The sequence below is a fragment of the Bacillus cereus group sp. MYBK30-2 genome, from assembly GCF_051915945.1.
GTDB lineage: Bacteria > Bacillota > Bacilli > Bacillales > Bacillaceae_G > Bacillus_A > Bacillus_A paramycoides.
In genome coordinates this window covers 36,527-53,254 of record NZ_JBQAFR010000006.1, presented here as the reverse complement: position 1 = coordinate 53,254, position 16,728 = coordinate 36,527, and the positions used below count along the sequence as shown (strand labels likewise).

The window sequence follows — 16,728 nt, the reverse complement described above, 5'->3', positions numbered from 1 at the left end:
GGGATAGATGGAAAAGAAAAAGTAGGGAGATTATTTTATGTTCAGAGATCTATTTGTAAATATGACAATTATTCTTTCCTTTATCTTTGTAGGTGGTCAGCTTTTAAGAGATAAGTCATTAAAAGAGGAATTCTCTTTTGGACAAAAATGTGTAGTCGGTATTTTTGCTGGAATACTAAGTATATTATTGATGCATTTTGGTGTACATATTGAAGATATTATGTTGGATTTACGTTATTTAGCTGTTATTTTGGCAATTATAATTGGAGGTCCGATAGCCAGTAGTATAACAGTTACTATTATTTTAATCACTCGGCTATTTTTTACTGAGTACTCTTTAGCCTCTGAATTGGCTTGCTATACTATCGTGGCAATAGGGATTGGTATTATCTTCATTTGGCGGATGAGAGTTTCTGTATTCACAAAATGGGTATGGTTTAATGTGTACAGTTTGTCTATTTTAACAATACCACTTTCTATTTTATTTAAGGATATATCCGTAGTGGTATTATATTTAGTTTGTAGTATTATTGCGGCATACATCACATTTGTAAGTGCAAGCTACGTATTGCAATCGAATGAATTATTTCAAACGATGAAGCAGTATGCAACGATGGACGCATTAACAGGTCTAGGAAATGTAAGACAATTTGATTTAGAGATGAATCGTCATATTGGTAACAAACATATGAAAAATGATTCGCTTTGTTTATTACTTATTGATATTGATCACTTTAAGCATGTAAATGATACGTATGGTCATCCGGCTGGGGATGAGGTATTAAAACAAGTAGGGCATATTTTACTAGAGAATGCACCATTCTCAAACTTGGTTTTTCGAAAGGGTGGCGAGGAGTTTGCCCTGTTATTACCAAAAAAGGGGTTGGCATATGGAACTCGTATAGGGGAACAAATTCGTCTAGCTGTTGAAAGATATTCCTTCCAATTGTTAAGTGGGGAAGAAATTAAAATTACAGTTTCGGTTGGGGTTTCTAAGTATGAAAAATCACCCGAGCAATTTATTCAATTAGCTGATGACGCATTATACTATTCAAAAAGAAATGGTAGAAATAAGGTTAGTGCGGCATCATAAGGATGAGGGGAGAGAAGTTGGTTTCTCTCAAATACCCTTGTAAATGATTAAAACCCACAGGGAGAATAAATTTCCTGTGGGTTTTAATATACTTTTAAAGCTATTAATAGGTAGCTTTATTTAGACAAGTTCTTTGGGTGCAACGAATTTGCGGTAAGCACCGTGATGTGTTGGTCCTACATATTCGTTAATTTTGAATGAATGACGAATTGCAGCTGTGATGAATTCTTTTGCAGTTTTGACTGCTTCTTTCACAGTTTTTCCTTTTGCAAGCTCTGCTGTAATTGCAGCAGAATATGTACAACCTGCACCGTGTGTATTTGTCGTATCAATCTTTTCGGATTCTAGAAGATCGAATGTTTCGCCGTCATATAACACATCAATAGCAGTTTCTGTACCTAATTTGCTACCACCTTTAATTAGTACGTATTTAGCACCTAAAGCATGGATTTTCTTTGCAGCTTCTTTCATGTCCTCAAGAGAATTAATTTTCACACCACTTAATTGATATGCTTCAAATAAGTTTGGAGTAACAACTAATGCTTTTGGAACAAGAACGTCACGTAAGCAGTCATTTGTTTCAGGATGTAACGCTTCATCTGCCCCTTTACATACCATAACAGGATCAACTACTACATTTTTGAAATTGTGCTTTTCAATTGTTTTCGCAACCATTTCAATAATTTCTACCGATCCAAGCATACCTGTTTTTAAAGCATCTACGCCAACGCCTTCAATTGTTGTTTCTAATTGTGGTTTTAATGTAGAAGCTGGGATTGGGAATACGTTATGTGCCCAACCGTTATGTGGATCCATTGTTACGATTGTCGTAAGAGATGTCATTCCGTATACGCCAAGTTCTTGGAATGTTTTTAAATCTGCTTGTATACCAGCACCGCCACTTGTATCAGAACCAGCGATTGTAAGTGCTTTGTTTAATGTCATTAGGAAAGCCCCCTTAGGTGATATAATGAAAACTACGTTTTCACTATTATATCAATGTTACGAATAAGTACAAAGTGAAAAGTAGATGATTTATGTTAAGTACTATTTAAAATCTTGTATGTAGGAGACGAAGGATGTTTCAAGAGAATCGTACAAATGAATTAGTTATATTAAAAGAGATTGCAGAAACGCTGAATACCTCAAATGATACATATCACGTACTTCAGGCTGTGCTAGAAAAATTATTGAATGTAACTGGTTTAACAACAGGATGGATTTTTCTTGCGGATGAAAATGGTAGATATACGAAGTTAATTGATTACCAATTACCGGAGGCATTGACATTCGAAAATAAACGACCGATGTGTGAGGGGAATTGTTGGTGCTTACACCGCTTTGTGGAAGGGAAACTGGAGCGAGCGGTTAATATTATTGAATGTAAGAGAATTAATAATGCAATTGAATACAATTGGGGAGATACAGAAGGAATCGTGCATCATGCGACAGTACCGCTAAAAGCAGATGGAGACGAATTTGGCGTATTAAATGTGGCTAGCCCAGGTAAAACACATTTTTCTGAAGAGGAATTAGTACTATTACAATCAGTTGCATTTCAAATTGGAACAGCGCTAAAGCGCACAAAATTGTATGAAAATGAAAAGAGAAGAGCTCATTATTATGTAAAGCTAGAACGCTTTATTCAAGCTTTAAGAGCAATTCATAAATTTAGTACATTACCTGAGGAAGTTGTAAAGCAGGTAGGGAGCTTATTTCTATGGGAGCAAGTTGTATTCTTTATTAGAGAAGAAAACGAACTAACTGTGAGAGCCTCTTATAAGAAGGATGAGCTACAAGAAGATTTGAAGTTGGCAGCACAGGATGCGCTAGAAAAAGAAGAGTCTGTCTTGCTGAAGCGTCAGGTTGGTAATATAGTACATCCTAATAGGGCAGTTATTGCTATTCCAATACATATTCAAAATCATATATTTGGAGTGTTGAGTGTAAGTTCTAATAATGGGGAATTTGATATAAATACGATAGATGTAGTACAAGCGTTAGCAAATCATATTTCATTAATAATAGAGAACTTAAGATTAAATGAGAAACGCCGTGAACTTGTACGAATGGAAGAACGTAATCGATTAGCTAGAGATTTACACGATTCTGTTTCGCAAAAGTTATTTTCATTAACCTTTATGACGAAAGGCGCTGAGGCGGTCTTAAAGGGGCAAAATGAAAAGGTAGATCAGTCTTTGTATGAGATGCGTGGATTAGCACAAGGTGCTTTAAAAGAAATGAGGACATTGATTTGGCAACTTCGTCCAGCGGGACTAGAGAAAGGATTATTACCAGCTTTAAAGCACTACGGTGAAAGTTTAGGATTAAAAATTCGGGAACAAGTTACAGGTGTGCGTGATTTGCCGCGTGTAGTAGAAGAAGCGCTATGGCGAATTGGACAAGAAGCTTTAAATAACGTAAGTAAGCATGCCAATGTAAGCGAAGCGACAATTTATTTCAAAGTGACGGAGAAGAATGTATCATTAGAAATAGTCGATCAAGGAAATGGATTTGTAGAAGAGGATGTAAAAGAAAAAAAATCGCTCGGTATGACTACGATGCGTGAAAGAGTAGAATTAGTTGGTGGGACGATTAAAATTGCAAGCAGCAAAAAACGAACAAGTGTAAAAGTAAATGTACCATTATGACGTGAAAATGAGGGAAGTTTGTGAAAATAAAAGTATTGTTAGTTGATGATCATACAGTTGTTTTAAAAGGATTAGCATTTTTTCTAAGTACGCAGGAAGATTTTGAATTAGTTGGGGAAGCGAATAATGGAAAAGAGGCGTTAGTGAAAGTAGGCGAAACGAATCCAGATGTCGTATTAATGGATTTATATATGCCTGAGATGGATGGGATTGAGGCGACAGCTTGCATTAAAAAAGAATATCCAAATGTGAAGGTAATTGTATTAACTAGTTTTTCGGATCAAGCACATGTATTGCCAGCATTAAAAGCTGGAGCAAGTGGCTATATTTTAAAAGATGTAGAACCAGATCAGCTTGTTGAAGCTATTCGAAGTGCGTATAAAGGTAACATTCAATTACATCCCGATATAGCAAATGCTCTTCTCTCTCAAACATTACCTCAAGAAGAGAAAGAGGAAGAATCTTTCGTTCATGTAGATGTACTAACGGCAAGGGAAAATGAAGTATTGCAGCTATTAGCGAAAGGGATGAGTAATAAAGAAATCGCTTCGGTTTTAGTTATTACCGAAAAAACGGTTAAAGCTCATGTAAGTAGTATTTTGAGTAAGTTAAATTTATCCGATCGCACACAAGCAGCATTATATGCAGTGAAAAATGGAATTGTATAAGACTAAAGTCGTAAGACCTAGTTCGCCTTTAGAAGGTGGACTTTTTTTATGGAAAAATACGTCTATGTGAGGACGAAATTGTCTTGATATAAAGATAAAATGTATTTGTAAGCAACAACAATTACAAGGGAGTAACCCTTTTTCGTAAGTAATATATAACAACGTAAGAGTGAGTAGTAGGAGGAGAAGAATCATGGCAACAGTTTTATTTGTGAAAGCAAACAACCGCCCAGCGGACCAAGCAGTTAGTGTAAAATTATATGAGGCATTTTTAGCAAGCTATAAAGAAGCACATCCAAATGATACAGTAGTAGAACTTGATTTATATAAAGCAGAATTACCATATGTAGGCGTAGACATGATTAATGGTACATTCAAAGCTGGTAAAGGATTTGATTTAACAGACGAAGAAGCAAAAGCAGTAGCAGTTGCTGATAAGTATTTAAATCAATTCTTAGAAGCTGATAAAGTAGTTTTCGGTTTCCCATTATGGAACTTAACGATTCCAGCAGTATTACACACGTATATTGATTATTTAAACCGTGCTGGTAAAACGTTTAAATATACACCAGAAGGTCCAGTTGGACTTATTGGAGATAAGAAAATTGCGTTATTAAATGCACGTGGCGGCGTATATTCTGAAGGACCAGCAGCTGAAGTAGAAATGGCTGTTAAATATGTAGCAAGCATGATGGGCTTCTTCGGTGCAACAAACATGGAAACAGTAGTTATTGAAGGACATAACCAATTCCCAGATAAAGCAGAAGAGATCATTACAACAGGTCTTGAAGAAGCAGCTAAAGTAGCAAGTAAATTTTAATTAAAATTATAATCGTCACTCGAAAAAACAGCATTAACATAAACGTTAATGCTGTTTTTTATGCTTTAAGTTCATTAGCAAGTTTTTCTAATTGAATTCGATCGTGTATGTAATAGGTGCGCCCTTCTTTTTTTAAATAATTTTGCTGGCAAAACTGGTTTAATACGTATAGAAGATGCCGGTAACTGACGTTTAAGTATTCTGAGGCCTCGGTATGTTTTTCGGTATAGCAATTATTTTGTTCCGTTAATAGAATAAACGCAGCTAATCGATTTTCGAACGGATAACTATAGTTTTTGGCGTAACTTTCTGTTCGGATAATTGTTTTTTCGCCAATAAATTTGCATAGTTTCTGTAAAAAGGTAGCATCTTGCAATAAAAGATGCTGACAATTTTTAAGAGGAAGGGCTAAGCAAATACAATCGTCGATTACCTCAACCGCTTTCGTAACGGATTCTACGCCAATTAATCCTAATTCCCCAATGAACGAAGGTGCTTGAATAAAGTTAATTAAGGAGACCCTCCCGTTTTTGTGACTCATATATATTTTCGCTTTCCCAGAAATTAAGTAATAAAGATAAGGGAAATCAGCTCCTTCATTACATATCCTTTCTTTCTTTTGAAAGGAATGTAGTTCGGCATACGGTAAGACATCAAAAGAAAAAAGAGTGTGGAAGTTGTAAGTTTGCATGTAATGAGAGATTTCTTCGCTATTTTTGCTGATTTTCATGTTTTCACCTCATATTTAGTATGAGATATCTCTTATTATTTTTACAAGAAAGAATGATACGATTTATTTAAATTTGTTTTTGTAGAAAAGAGAGTGTGAAGGGCTTATGAAAAAATATAAAACATTGTTGTTTGATGTAGATGATACATTGTTAGATTTCCAGAAGGCGGAGAAAGTGGCATTACGTATGCTTTTTGAAGAGAAAGGGATTCCTCTAACTAGCGAGGTTGAAGCGCATTATAAAAAAGTTAATAAAAGTCTTTGGGATGCTTTTGAAGAAGGCGAAATAAACCGTGATGAAGTGGTAAATACACGGTTTTCGATTTTGTTTAAAGAGTATGGTCAAGAAGTAGATGGGATATTATTTGAAAATAATTATCGTAGTTATTTAGAAAAAGGTAATCAACTTATACAAGGGGCCTTTGAATTTATACAAAATATTCAAAGTGAGTATGATTTATATATCGTGACGAATGGTGCTTCAAAAACACAAGATAAGCGTCTGCGTAATGCAGGAATACATTCAAAATTTAAAGATATTTTCGTTTCTGAAGATACGGGCTTCCAAAAGCCAATGAAAGAGTATTTTGATTATGTTTTTGAACGCATTCCTAATTTCGTTTCTGAAGAAGGACTTATTATTGGGGATTCGTTAAGTGCCGATATTAAAGGCGGATATTTGGCGGGAATCGATACTTGTTGGTTTAATCCAGAAAAGAAATCAAATGAAAATGGGATTGTGCCAACGTATGAGGTACATAATTTTGAAGAGTTATACGCACTATTAAAGAAGCTTGTGTAATATAAATAGGCAGTGGAGATTTTGTCCCCACTGCCTATTTATATTAGTTTGTAGCTTCATTATGTTTAGGAAGCGGAAATGCATTACCAATGGCCGCCGCCCCGAGCATTGGTAATAATAAATTGAGCGGGAAAAACATGAGTAATAGTAATGTTATAGCTATTGGTTTTCTTAATGCATAGCTTGAAATAGCTGTCGTTACGATGGCTACAGAAGCTATTGGATCTATAGGGACAATAGAAGCTATAGCATATCCAATACTTGATCCAGCAAATATAATGGGGAAAATATGTCCGCCGCGCCACCCCGTATTTAAACAAACGGCAGTAATGCATAATTTTAAAACTCCTGAAAGAAGTAATACCCAAAAAGATAAATGGCTCCATTCGACGACTAAATCTTTTAACTGATGTTCCCCTGAGAATAATGTATATGGGAGAACTGTTCCTACAATTCCTAATAAAATACCACCGATAATTCCAAGTGATAGTTTGTATTCTCGGAAAGGATGAATTACTTTCTCTAATGTAAACTCTAATTTGAAATAAAGGAAACCGACCACGGCACCGATACTTGCAAGTGGTAGAAAGGCGATCCATTCATTGAGAGAAAGAGAACCTTCTCCAAAATTAACAATAAAAGATCCACGATTATCTAATTTACTAAGCAATAAATAAACGGAAAATCCAGCAAAAGTGGTAGCTAAATATACGATTGCTTTTTTTCCCTTAGAAAACTCAGCAATTTGTTCACCCTCACCCTCATTCTCATTCGGAGCTAAATAACCGAATAATGGTGCATTGAAAATGACACTTAAAGTAGCACCAATTCCAACCTCTGTTAGTTCATTCATTCCCTTTAAAGCGAACTTAAAGCGATCCCCTACCCATGTGCAAAGTCCACCGATAATTCCAACAAGCGCTGCTTCCGGGCCTAGACTAGCTCCAAATATTAAAACGATAATCGCAGTTAAAGTAGCTTTATGAACAAAACGGTATTCAATTCTCCCTGTTTTTTTATATTCAGCCATAACTTCCGGCATAAGACGTGGATATGTACCGAAGTATTTTTGTGTTAAACCAACGAGAATACCACCGATTATTGTTATACAAATGGTGTAATAAGGGGGAGAAGAAAATACTTTAGGTAAGTATCCCCAAATAAAGTGGATTCCAAAATTTATTGTAACTAAAAATAGCCAGACTGTAGCTCCTACTATAGAGCCTAGAAGAATGCCATATAGGACGAGTATATAGTTCATGTCCTTTTTATTTGTCATGTTATACCTCCGTTATGTAGGTTTTGATATAGAAAGGGTTAGATATGCTGGTATGAAATGAATTGAATATATATAGTATCTTTTTGAGAGGTCGGCTTATTCAATTTATACATTGCGATTTCATGAGAATTTGAAGTCTGCACGGTTAAAGCACTTATTTAAGTGTATATAGTGATTCGAGTTTTTGAAAGATATTTTTCATATGAACATGGAATATATTTCTTTTGTTATTTATATTAAATTACCGACATTTAATTTAGAACATTCAGAAAAACCATTTGACATCAGGAAATTATTGCTATAAAATCAACGGTAATTGCATAGTCTTATCAAGAAAAGGTGGAGGGACAGGCCCGATGAAACCTTGGCAACAGCCGAATAACGGAATTGTGCCAAATCCTGCAGGTAATAATCCTGAGAGATAAGAAAGAGCCTTTAGAGCGTGTTTTCAAACTGCTCCTTTCTTATTCAAGAAAGGAGCAGTTTTTTATTTTTCATAAAAGAAAGGAGAACGAGAGATGGGAGAATCATGGGGGAAAGGAACTATTTGTGTGCAAGGTGGCTATACGCCAAAGAATGGTGAACCACGTGTTTTGCCACTTTATCAAAGTACAACGTATAAATACGATACTTCAGATGATTTAGCAGCGCTATTTAATTTGGAGGCAGAGGGATATATATACACGCGTATTGGAAATCCTACGCTAGCTGCATTTGAGCAGAAGTTATCAGATTTAGAGGGCGGTGTAGGGGCTGTTGCAACAGCTTCTGGGCAGGCAGCTATTATGCTCGCAGTTTTAAATATTTGTAGTAGCGGAGACCATTTACTTTGTTCTTCAACAGTTTACGGGGGGACATTTAATTTATTTGGAGTGAGTTTGCGTAAGCTTGGTATTGATGTTACGTTCTTTAATCCCAATTTAACGGCCGATGAAATTGCGGCACTTGCTAACGATAAGACGAAGCTCATTTATGCAGAATCATTAGGAAATCCAGCGATGAATGTTTTAAATTTCAAAGAATTTTCAGCAGCGGCAAAAGAATTAGAAGTACCTTTTATCGTTGATAATACATTAGCGACGCCATATTTATGCCAAGCGTTTGAACATGGGGCAAATATTATCGTTCATTCTACGACGAAATATATTGATGGTCATGCGAGCTCATTAGGCGGCATTGTTATTGACGGAGGGAACTTTGATTGGACAAATGGAAAATATTCTGAGCTTGTTGAACCTGACCCGAGTTATCACGGCGTAAGTTATGTTCAAAATTTTGGAGCAGCAGCTTATATTGTGAAAGCACGCGTTCAATTATTAAGAGACTATGGAAACTGTATGAGCCCATTCAATGCATATATTAGCAATATTGGCTTGGAAACATTGCATTTACGAATGGAGCGTCATAGTGAAAATGCTCTCGCAGTTGCTAAGTGGCTTGCTAATCATGAACGTATTGAATGGGTGAATTATCCGGGATTAGATAGCAATGAAAATTATTCGTTAGCACAAAAGTATTTGAAAAAAGGTGCTAGTGGTGTTTTAACTTTCGGTATAAAAGGCGGATTAGAAGCAGCAAAAGAATTTATTGCAAGTGTGAAATTGGCAACTCTCGTAACGCATGTAGCTGATGCCAGAACTTGTGTAATACATCCCGCTAGTACGACACACAGACAATTAAGTGCAGAAGCTCAACGTTTAGCTGGTGTTACATCTGATTTAATTCGTTTATCGGTCGGTATAGAAGATGTTTCTGATATTATTGCAGATTTAGAAGCAGCGCTAGTCGGAGGCAAACAACATGCCGATCATAATTGATAAAGATTTACCAGCTCGCAAAGTACTACAAGAAGAAAATATTTTTGTAATGACGAAGGAGCGAGCAGAAACACAAGATATACGTGCTTTGAAAATTGCCATATTAAATTTAATGCCTACAAAGCAAGAAACAGAAGCACAATTACTTCGTTTAATTGGAAATACACCGTTACAATTAGATGTTCATTTATTACATATGGAATCACATCTATCTCGCAATGTAGCACAGGAACATTTAACGAGCTTTTATAAAACTTTCCGTGATATTGAAAACGAAAGATTTGATGGACTCATTATTACAGGAGCACCAGTTGAGACTCTTTCTTTTGAAGAAGTAGATTATTGGGAAGAGCTTGAACGTATTATGGAGTATTCAAAAACGAATGTAACATCTACGCTTCATATTTGCTGGGGAGCACAAGCAGGTTTGTATTATCACTATGGTGTTCCGAAGTATCCTCTTGCTGAAAAAATGTTTGGTGTGTTTGAACATGAGGTTCGCGAGCAACATGTGAAATTGTTACAAGGGTTTGATGAATTGTTTTTTGCCCCGCATTCTCGTCATACAGAAGTACGAGAGAGTGATATTGAAAAGGTGAAAGAATTAACGTTATTAGCAAACTCTGAAGAAGCGGGTGTTCATCTTGTTATTGGTTCAGAGGGAAGGCAAGTTTTCGCACTCGGACATAGTGAATATAGCTGTGATACGTTAAAACAAGAATATGAACGAGATAGCCAAAAAGGGTTAAATATTGATGTGCCAAAAAATTATTTTAAACATAATAATCCAGATGAAAAGCCGCTTGTTAGGTGGAGGAGTCATGGGAATTTATTATTCTCTAATTGGTTGAATTATTACGTGTATCAAGAAACCCCTTATCTATTGTAAATAATGATTGTGTAACACGTGGTAGCGTTTTCTTGGTAAAGATTAACCTATATTTTTCCGAATGTTCAAAATACATTGTTTTTCAGATGTTTTGTTTATATAATGGCATCTAAACACAATTTTTGAGGGGTGGACAGTATTATGAAAGAAATTCAAGTGGGGTTATTAGGTCTTGGAACAGTTGGTAGTGGTGTAGTTCGTATTATTGCAGATCATCAAGAACGACTTATACACCAAGTAGGTTGTCCAGTGAAAGTAACGAAAGTGTTGGTGCAAAATATTGAAAAGGAGAGAGAGGTCGAGGTACCTTCTACTCTATTAACACAAAATGCGAGTGAAATTTTAGATAATCCTAATATTGATGTTGTCATCGAAGTAATGGGTGGAATCGATGATGCAAAAGCATATATTTTACAAGCTTTAAATAGTGGGAAACACGTTGTGACTGCAAATAAAGATCTAATGGCGTTACACGGGGCAGAATTGCTGGCGGTGGCAAAAGATAACAAGGCTGATTTGTTTTATGAAGCTAGTGTAGCTGGAGGTATTCCGATTTTAAGAAGCATCGTAGAGGGGCTTTCTTCAGATCTTATTACGAAAGTAATGGGAATTGTAAATGGAACGACAAATTTTATTTTGACGAAAATGTCAGACGAAGGGAGAGCATATAACGACGTGTTAAAAGAAGCCCAACAGCTTGGATTTGCAGAAGCAGATCCAACATCAGACGTAGAAGGTTTAGATGCAGCAAGAAAAATGACGATTTTGGCTACTCTCGGTTTCTCTACAAATGTAGAGCTTGGAGATGTGAAGGTAAAAGGAATTACTTCTATTACAGAAGAAGATATTGAATATAGTAAGAGCTTAGGATATACAATTAAATTAATTGGTCTTGCAAAGCGAGATGGCGAGAAATTAGAGGTTACAGTTGAGCCAACTTTACTTCCAAATACACATCCTCTTGCAGCGGTGCAAAATGAATATAATGCTGTCTATGTGTATGGTGAGGCAGTAGGAGAAACGATGTTTTATGGACCGGGGGCAGGAAGCTTACCGACAGCGACAGCTGTTGTTTCTGACCTAGTTGCTGTAATGCAAAATATTAGGTTAGGTGTAAACGGAAATAGTGCCGTATCCCCACAATATAAAAAAGTATTAAAAGAGCCAGATGAAATTGTTGTGAAAAAGTTTTTAAGACTGCATGTCAAAGACGAAATTGGTGTATTTGCAAAAATTACATCCTTGTTCTCTGAGCGCGGTGTTAGCTTTGAAAAGATTATTCAAATGCCACTTGAAGAGAAAGGGAAAGCCGAAATTGTAATTGTAACACATCGTGCTTCTCTTGCAGATTACGATTACATTTTACATACATTGCAATCGTATGAAGAAATAGATTGTGTGAAAGCAAACTATCGAATTGAAGGAGATGCTAAGTAGTATTTCCTATAAAAAAACGAAAAAACCTATTAAGCAGCTTGCTTAATAGGTTTTTTTCTATTTAAAATCTGCGTGCCAACTTGTATAAATGCTTGAATAATCCAACCTGTTGTAAAGGATAAGATAATTGTTCCGAAATAGATTGGTCCATCTAATAAGAAGCTTAATGTTAAAAATAAAAGAGCTAATGAAATTTCAGTTCTTCTGAATGTCCATTTTTTTTTCTCGGCAACAGTTAAAACGAAAGCCTCTTGAGGCGCAGCGCAAAGGTTTGTAGAGACGTAAAGACCGATTCCAGCTCCGACGAATAGATTTCCACAAATAAGTGTTATATATTTTGGAAGAGAGCGGATAAAGTCCATAATAGTTGTAATGGAACCAATCCAATCAACAAAAAGAGAAATAAGAATCATCGTTACAATCGTGCCGATTGTAATTTGTTTTTTATCCCAAAAGAGTACGATAAGTGTAAAAACAAAGTTAATCATGAAAATCCAAAAACCAATACTTACCCCGAAATTTTGATATAGTGCAATAAAGAAGGAATCATAAGGGCTAAGTCCAAAGGAAGTAATTGTCGTCATCATATTAATACCGACGGAGAGAATGAGTAAACCGCCAATGAAAAATATATATTCTAATTTGAATTGAAGCATATAGTGTGTATCCTTTCTAAACGTATTTGCTAGGAAAGGATATATTGTGGAAAGCTTACCAGGTCAAGTAAGAATTTTTACGAAAAGGGGAGAATGAGATGACTAATATAAGAAAGATCGCTGAACTTGCTGGGGTATCTGTTTCAACTGTTTCACGTGTACTTAATGATCATCCGTATGTAAATGAGCAAAAACGAAAAGAAATTTTAAAGATTATAGAAGAATTAAATTATACGCAAAATGTAAATGCTATTCATTTAGTGAAAGGGAAAACAAATGTAATTGGTGTTTTATTACCGCACGTAAATGATCAATATTATAGTGCTATTATTGAGGGTATATCAAAAGAAACCGCGAAGAACAATTATAATATGATGCTTTGCCAAACGAATTATAGTGAAGAAAAAGAGTTGGAAATTTTACATATGTTGAAAATGAAAAAACTTGATGGAGTAATTATATGTTCAAGAACAAATAGTAAGGACAAACTTGAAGAGTATACGAAATTTGGTCCAATTGTTATGTGTGAGGAAATAGATTCAAATTTTATTTCGAGTGTACATATTGATTACTATAAAGTGTTTTCACAAGGGATGAAAAGCTTAATAGACGCAGGTCATACGCGTATTGGATATTGTATTGGAAGAAGTAATAGTATTAATAGTCAAAGAAGAAAACAAGCGTATGAGGATTCACTTCAACAGATTGCTGTAACACCGTTAGAAGCCTGGAAGTTTAAAGGGTGTTTTACGGTGGAAGATGGGCGTGATGTAGTGCGAGAGTGGACTCATATTCCTGTAAAACCGACGGCGTTTCTCGTATCTTGCAACCATATTGCTGCGGGTATGGTAACGGAGGCGAAAAAACAAGGAATTCGTATTCCAGAGGATATTACGCTTATTGGATGTGATGATCAAGAGGTGGCAGATATATTAGGTATAACGACGATTTCACATTCCAGTAAAAACGTTGGTGTAAAAGCATTTGAATTATTATATGAAAAGATTAATGATGAAGAAATAGATGTGAAACATGTAGAGTTATTACCGAATTTGGTAGATAGGGAAACGACATAATAGGGAAGGTGTGAAAATCGCTTTTCAAAAATTCGTTTGGTATAATTATGGACAATCTATGAGGGCTAAAAGGGGTTTTGATATGAGATCGAAATTGGTAAAAGTGATTCTACTCATCACAATTGCGTCTTTCTGTTTATTTGCATATGGTTTTTTTTCAGGTGTGAATGATGTATTGAATCCGAAAGCTTCAAAATTAATTACGAAAACTGACGTAGTGGAGAAAGAAAAGAAGAAAGATGGAACGTTACAAATAGTTAGCTTAGGTGATTCGTTAACGCGCGGCGTTGGTGATAAAGAAGGAATTGGCTATATTGGACGAATGAAAGAAGATTTACAAAAAGATTATAAACAAAAAGTTGCACTAACCAACTTAGCAGTTAGTGGTGCGAAAATGCCTGATTTATTAAAACAAATTGAAAGCAGCGGAGCTCAATATTCAATTAAGCAAGCCGATGTAATTGTTTTAACAATTGGAGGAAATGATTTATTCCCAGGATGGGAATCGCTCGGAAAGATAGATTTAGAGACGTATCGTCCTGATACTGAAACGTTTCAAAATGAAGCAAAGAAAATTATAGAAGAAATCCGTAAATTAAATACAGATAGCCCTATTTTTTGGCTAGGTTTATACAATCCTTTTGAGGATGTAGAAGATTTAAAAGGGTCATCGAACATAGTTGTTGATTGGAATGCTTCTTTAGAGAAGTTAGCATTAAATGATAAAAATGTATATATTACACCTACATTCGATTTATTCCAAAATCGTGGAAAAGATTTATTATACTCCGATCATTTTCATCCGAATGAAGTAGGTTACACATACATGGCAGAGCGATTAGTCCAAAATGTTGTAAGTAAATTAAAACTAGAACAAGGAGGGGTAAAATGACGACGATACTTTCCGTACGAGACGTGAAGAAGGTAATTGGAAAGAAAACACTTGTAGAAAACATTTCGTTTGATGTAAAACAAGGGGAAGTTTTCGGCTTCTTAGGGCCAAACGGAGCTGGAAAAACAACAACTATTCGAATGTTAGTCGGACTTATTAAAGCGACAGAAGGTACTATATCTGTTGGTGGTTATTCTATTAAGGAAAATTTCAGAGAAGCGATGCGTCAAATTGGAAGTATCGTTGAAAACCCAGAGCTTTATACATATTTAACTGGATGGGAAAACTTAAAGCAATTTGCACGTATGCTTGGTGATATACCCGACGAACGTATTAGTGAAATTGCGAAAATGGTTCATTTAGACGAGCGTATTCACGATAAGGTAAAAACATATTCCCTCGGTATGAAGCAGCGTCTCGGAATTGCACAGGCGCTTCTTGGAAATCCGAAATTACTTATATTAGATGAACCGACGAACGGCTTAGATCCAGCTGGAATTAGAGAACTGCGAGAATTTATACATAAGCTTGTAAAAGAAGAGAACATGAGTGTATTTATTTCGAGTCACCTATTAAGTGAAGTACAAATGATATGCGACCGTGTCGCTATTATTCATAAAGGGAAAATGATAACAGTTGCACCTATAGAAGAATTGATCAAAACGGCGAGTGATCGTGTAGAGTGGGTTGTTACACCGATTTCCAAGGCGAAAGACATGCTAGATGCCGCTGAGGAAATAGGGGAAGTTAGTATAGAAGATGAGCGTTTACTATGTCGTATGGATGTTACGTCTATTAATGTTTGGAATAAGCGTTTTGTAGAAAACGGGATAGATGTACATAGCGTTAAAGAGCTCGTATTTACGTTAGAAGATTTATTTATTGAACTCACAAGGGGTGAGCAACATGCGTGAATTTGCGAATCTAGTTTTAAACGAATCAGAAAAGATTTACCGTAAGAAACGTATTTTCGTTGTCATGCTTATTTTAGCAATTTTGATCCCACTTTTTGTGTACGCCCAGTATCGTGAAATAGAAACAACCCAAAAAAGACTCGGCACAACTGATTGGAAAGTATCGTTGCAACAACAAATTGTTGATTCTCAGAACCGTTTGAACAACTCAAGATTGCCAGAAGAATGGCGTGATTGGTTAAAGGTGAGGGTGGAACAGCAACAATATTATTTGGATCATGATATTAATCCGACTGCACCAGGAGCCCCGACATTTGTGAGGGCGTTTATTGAACAAGGAATAACGTTATTTATTCCATTGCTCGTTATGATTGTCGCAATTGATATCGTTTCAGGAGAACGAAGTGACGGTACGATGAAAATGCTTCTTACGAGGCCGATTCGGCGCTGGAAAATACTCCTTAGTAAATATGTGACGATGTTATTTTTCATTTCGCTCATATTGCTTCTTGTCGGTGTGTTTGCTTACGCATTATCGGGGCTTGTATTTGGATACTCAGGATGGAATTTGCCTGTTTTAACAGGATTCGTCATTGATAAGGAGACATTAAATACGAACTTTGTACATCTTATCCCGCAGTGGCAATACATATTAATGGCGTACGGACTAGCTTGGTTTGTGGCTATTGTTGTAGGAACTATATCATTTATGGTTTCTGTTTTAATTCGAAATACACCAGCTGGTATGGGCGTTATGTTAGCTGCATTAATTGCTGGCGGCATTTTAAGTTCTTTTGCAACGTCTTGGGAAGGTGCAAAATATATTTTTAGTGTCAACTTATCGTTAACGGATTATTTATCAGGAAAATTGCCTGCCTTACAAGGGCTATCAATGGGGTTTTCGTTAATGAATTTAACGGTTTGGGCAGTTGTTTCTCTTATCATTTCATTTATGGTATTTACAAAACAAGATATGGTGAATTAATTGAATAGGAAGTGAATGT

16 protein-coding genes and 1 riboswitch are annotated in these 16,728 nt (G+C 35.8%); of the genes, 12 read left to right on the top strand and 4 right to left on the bottom strand.

Annotation, left to right across the window (positions count from 1 at the left end; translation table 11 throughout):
- Positions 1–37 precede the first annotated feature (37 nt).
- Positions 38–1,093: a GGDEF domain-containing protein gene (locus ACTFQM_RS23510; protein WP_440036475.1), complete on the top strand. Its 1,056-nt coding sequence runs from the start codon at positions 38–40 to the stop codon at positions 1,091–1,093.
- Positions 1,094–1,213: 120 nt separating this feature from the next.
- On the opposite strand, the gene pdxK is transcribed toward ACTFQM_RS23510, so the two are convergent.
- Positions 1,214–2,038, bottom strand: a complete 825-nt coding sequence (gene pdxK / locus ACTFQM_RS23505; protein ID WP_002174443.1) for a pyridoxine/pyridoxal/pyridoxamine kinase — start codon at positions 2,036–2,038, stop codon at positions 1,214–1,216.
- Between the two features lie 134 nt (positions 2,039–2,172).
- Between pdxK and ACTFQM_RS23500 the strand changes: the two genes are divergently transcribed.
- The 3 genes from ACTFQM_RS23500 (at position 2,173) to ACTFQM_RS23490 (ending at position 5,232) form a co-directional block, all read left to right on the top strand.
- A complete protein-coding gene (locus ACTFQM_RS23500; RefSeq protein WP_440036472.1) occupies positions 2,173–3,744 on the top strand; it encodes a sensor histidine kinase in 1,572 nt (523 codons plus the stop codon).
- Between the two features lie 20 nt (positions 3,745–3,764).
- On the top strand, positions 3,765–4,412 hold the full coding sequence (locus ACTFQM_RS23495; RefSeq protein WP_025146989.1) for a response regulator: 648 nt from the start codon (positions 3,765–3,767) through the stop codon (positions 4,410–4,412).
- Positions 4,413–4,605: 193 nt separating this feature from the next.
- Positions 4,606–5,232, top strand: a complete 627-nt coding sequence (locus tag ACTFQM_RS23490; protein ID WP_002174440.1) for an FMN-dependent NADH-azoreductase — start codon at positions 4,606–4,608, stop codon at positions 5,230–5,232.
- A gap of 58 nt (positions 5,233–5,290) precedes the next feature.
- On the opposite strand, the gene ACTFQM_RS23485 is transcribed toward ACTFQM_RS23490, so the two are convergent.
- Positions 5,291–5,962 carry a transcriptional regulator YeiL gene (locus tag ACTFQM_RS23485; RefSeq protein ID WP_427287609.1) on the bottom strand — a complete coding sequence of 224 codons (672 nt, stop codon included), beginning with the start codon at positions 5,960–5,962 and terminating at the stop codon, positions 5,291–5,293.
- 106 nt (positions 5,963–6,068) lie between these two features.
- Between ACTFQM_RS23485 and ACTFQM_RS23480 the strand changes: the two genes are divergently transcribed.
- Positions 6,069–6,764 carry a YjjG family noncanonical pyrimidine nucleotidase gene (locus tag ACTFQM_RS23480; RefSeq protein ID WP_440036471.1) on the top strand — a complete coding sequence of 232 codons (696 nt, stop codon included), beginning with the start codon at positions 6,069–6,071 and terminating at the stop codon, positions 6,762–6,764.
- Positions 6,765–6,807: 43 nt separating this feature from the next.
- Here ACTFQM_RS23480 and ACTFQM_RS23475 read toward each other — a convergent pair whose 3' ends face one another.
- On the bottom strand, positions 6,808–8,043 hold the full coding sequence (locus ACTFQM_RS23475) for a chloride channel protein (protein ID WP_440036470.1): 1,236 nt from the start codon (positions 8,041–8,043) through the stop codon (positions 6,808–6,810).
- A 323-nt stretch (positions 8,044–8,366) separates the two neighbouring features.
- Positions 8,367–8,471: riboswitch (SAM riboswitch) on the top strand.
- Positions 8,472–8,561: 90 nt separating this feature from the next.
- Between ACTFQM_RS23475 and ACTFQM_RS23470 the strand changes: the two genes are divergently transcribed.
- The 3 genes from ACTFQM_RS23470 to ACTFQM_RS23460 all read left to right on the top strand — a co-directional run bounded on the left by ACTFQM_RS23470 (position 8,562) and on the right by ACTFQM_RS23460 (position 12,186).
- Entirely contained in the window at positions 8,562–9,860 is a 1,299-nt protein-coding gene (locus tag ACTFQM_RS23470; protein WP_440036469.1) for a bifunctional O-acetylhomoserine aminocarboxypropyltransferase/cysteine synthase, read from the top strand.
- Positions 9,844–10,749: a homoserine O-acetyltransferase MetA gene (metA, locus tag ACTFQM_RS23465; RefSeq protein WP_002174435.1), complete on the top strand. Its 906-nt coding sequence runs from the start codon at positions 9,844–9,846 to the stop codon at positions 10,747–10,749. The genes ACTFQM_RS23470 and metA overlap by 17 nt, the downstream gene beginning before the upstream one ends.
- A 141-nt stretch (positions 10,750–10,890) precedes the next feature.
- Positions 10,891–12,186, top strand: coding sequence for a homoserine dehydrogenase (locus tag ACTFQM_RS23460; protein WP_025146996.1), 1,296 nt, complete (start codon positions 10,891–10,893; stop codon positions 12,184–12,186).
- A gap of 29 nt (positions 12,187–12,215) precedes the next feature.
- Here ACTFQM_RS23460 and ACTFQM_RS23455 read toward each other — a convergent pair whose 3' ends face one another.
- Positions 12,216–12,842 carry a YczE/YyaS/YitT family protein gene (locus tag ACTFQM_RS23455; RefSeq protein WP_440036467.1) on the bottom strand — a complete coding sequence of 209 codons (627 nt, stop codon included), beginning with the start codon at positions 12,840–12,842 and terminating at the stop codon, positions 12,216–12,218.
- A gap of 98 nt (positions 12,843–12,940) precedes the next feature.
- Between ACTFQM_RS23455 and ACTFQM_RS23450 the strand changes: the two genes are divergently transcribed.
- Genes ACTFQM_RS23450 through ACTFQM_RS23435 form a run of 4 tightly spaced genes read left to right on the top strand, consistent with a single transcriptional unit; the run spans position 12,941 to position 16,709 of the window.
- Positions 12,941–13,918 carry a LacI family DNA-binding transcriptional regulator gene (locus tag ACTFQM_RS23450; RefSeq protein ID WP_002174432.1) on the top strand — a complete coding sequence of 326 codons (978 nt, stop codon included), beginning with the start codon at positions 12,941–12,943 and terminating at the stop codon, positions 13,916–13,918.
- A gap of 10 nt (positions 13,919–13,928) precedes the next feature.
- Positions 13,929–14,810 carry an SGNH/GDSL hydrolase family protein gene (locus ACTFQM_RS23445; RefSeq protein WP_440036465.1) on the top strand — a complete coding sequence of 294 codons (882 nt, stop codon included), beginning with the start codon at positions 13,929–13,931 and terminating at the stop codon, positions 14,808–14,810.
- Complete coding sequence (locus ACTFQM_RS23440; protein ID WP_002174430.1) at positions 14,807–15,724, top strand: ABC transporter ATP-binding protein; 918 nt, start codon at positions 14,807–14,809, stop codon at positions 15,722–15,724. The genes ACTFQM_RS23445 and ACTFQM_RS23440 overlap by 4 nt, the downstream gene beginning before the upstream one ends.
- On the top strand, positions 15,717–16,709 hold the full coding sequence (locus ACTFQM_RS23435) for an ABC transporter permease (RefSeq protein WP_440036464.1): 993 nt from the start codon (positions 15,717–15,719) through the stop codon (positions 16,707–16,709). The genes ACTFQM_RS23440 and ACTFQM_RS23435 overlap by 8 nt, the downstream gene beginning before the upstream one ends.
- Positions 16,710–16,728 lie beyond the last annotated feature (19 nt).

Coding starts and splice junctions, on each gene's coding strand:
- ACTFQM_RS23510 (WP_440036475.1), top strand. CDS start 38: ATGTTCAGAGATCTATTTGTAAATATGACAATTATTCTTTCCTTTATC.
- pdxK (WP_002174443.1), bottom strand. CDS start 2,038: ATGACATTAAACAAAGCACTTACAATCGCTGGTTCTGATACAAGTGGC.
- ACTFQM_RS23500 (WP_440036472.1), top strand. CDS start 2,173: ATGTTTCAAGAGAATCGTACAAATGAATTAGTTATATTAAAAGAGATT.
- ACTFQM_RS23490 (WP_002174440.1), top strand. CDS start 4,606: ATGGCAACAGTTTTATTTGTGAAAGCAAACAACCGCCCAGCGGACCAA.
- ACTFQM_RS23485 (WP_427287609.1), bottom strand. CDS start 5,962: ATGAAAATCAGCAAAAATAGCGAAGAAATCTCTCATTACATGCAAACT.
- ACTFQM_RS23480 (WP_440036471.1), top strand. CDS start 6,069: ATGAAAAAATATAAAACATTGTTGTTTGATGTAGATGATACATTGTTA.
- ACTFQM_RS23475 (WP_440036470.1), bottom strand. CDS start 8,043: ATGACAAATAAAAAGGACATGAACTATATACTCGTCCTATATGGCATT.
- ACTFQM_RS23470 (WP_440036469.1), top strand. CDS start 8,562: ATGGGAGAATCATGGGGGAAAGGAACTATTTGTGTGCAAGGTGGCTAT.
- metA (WP_002174435.1), top strand. CDS start 9,844: ATGCCGATCATAATTGATAAAGATTTACCAGCTCGCAAAGTACTACAA.
- ACTFQM_RS23460 (WP_025146996.1), top strand. CDS start 10,891: ATGAAAGAAATTCAAGTGGGGTTATTAGGTCTTGGAACAGTTGGTAGT.
- ACTFQM_RS23455 (WP_440036467.1), bottom strand. CDS start 12,842: ATGCTTCAATTCAAATTAGAATATATATTTTTCATTGGCGGTTTACTC.
- ACTFQM_RS23450 (WP_002174432.1), top strand. CDS start 12,941: ATGACTAATATAAGAAAGATCGCTGAACTTGCTGGGGTATCTGTTTCA.
- ACTFQM_RS23440 (WP_002174430.1), top strand. CDS start 14,807: ATGACGACGATACTTTCCGTACGAGACGTGAAGAAGGTAATTGGAAAG.
- ACTFQM_RS23435 (WP_440036464.1), top strand. CDS start 15,717: ATGCGTGAATTTGCGAATCTAGTTTTAAACGAATCAGAAAAGATTTAC.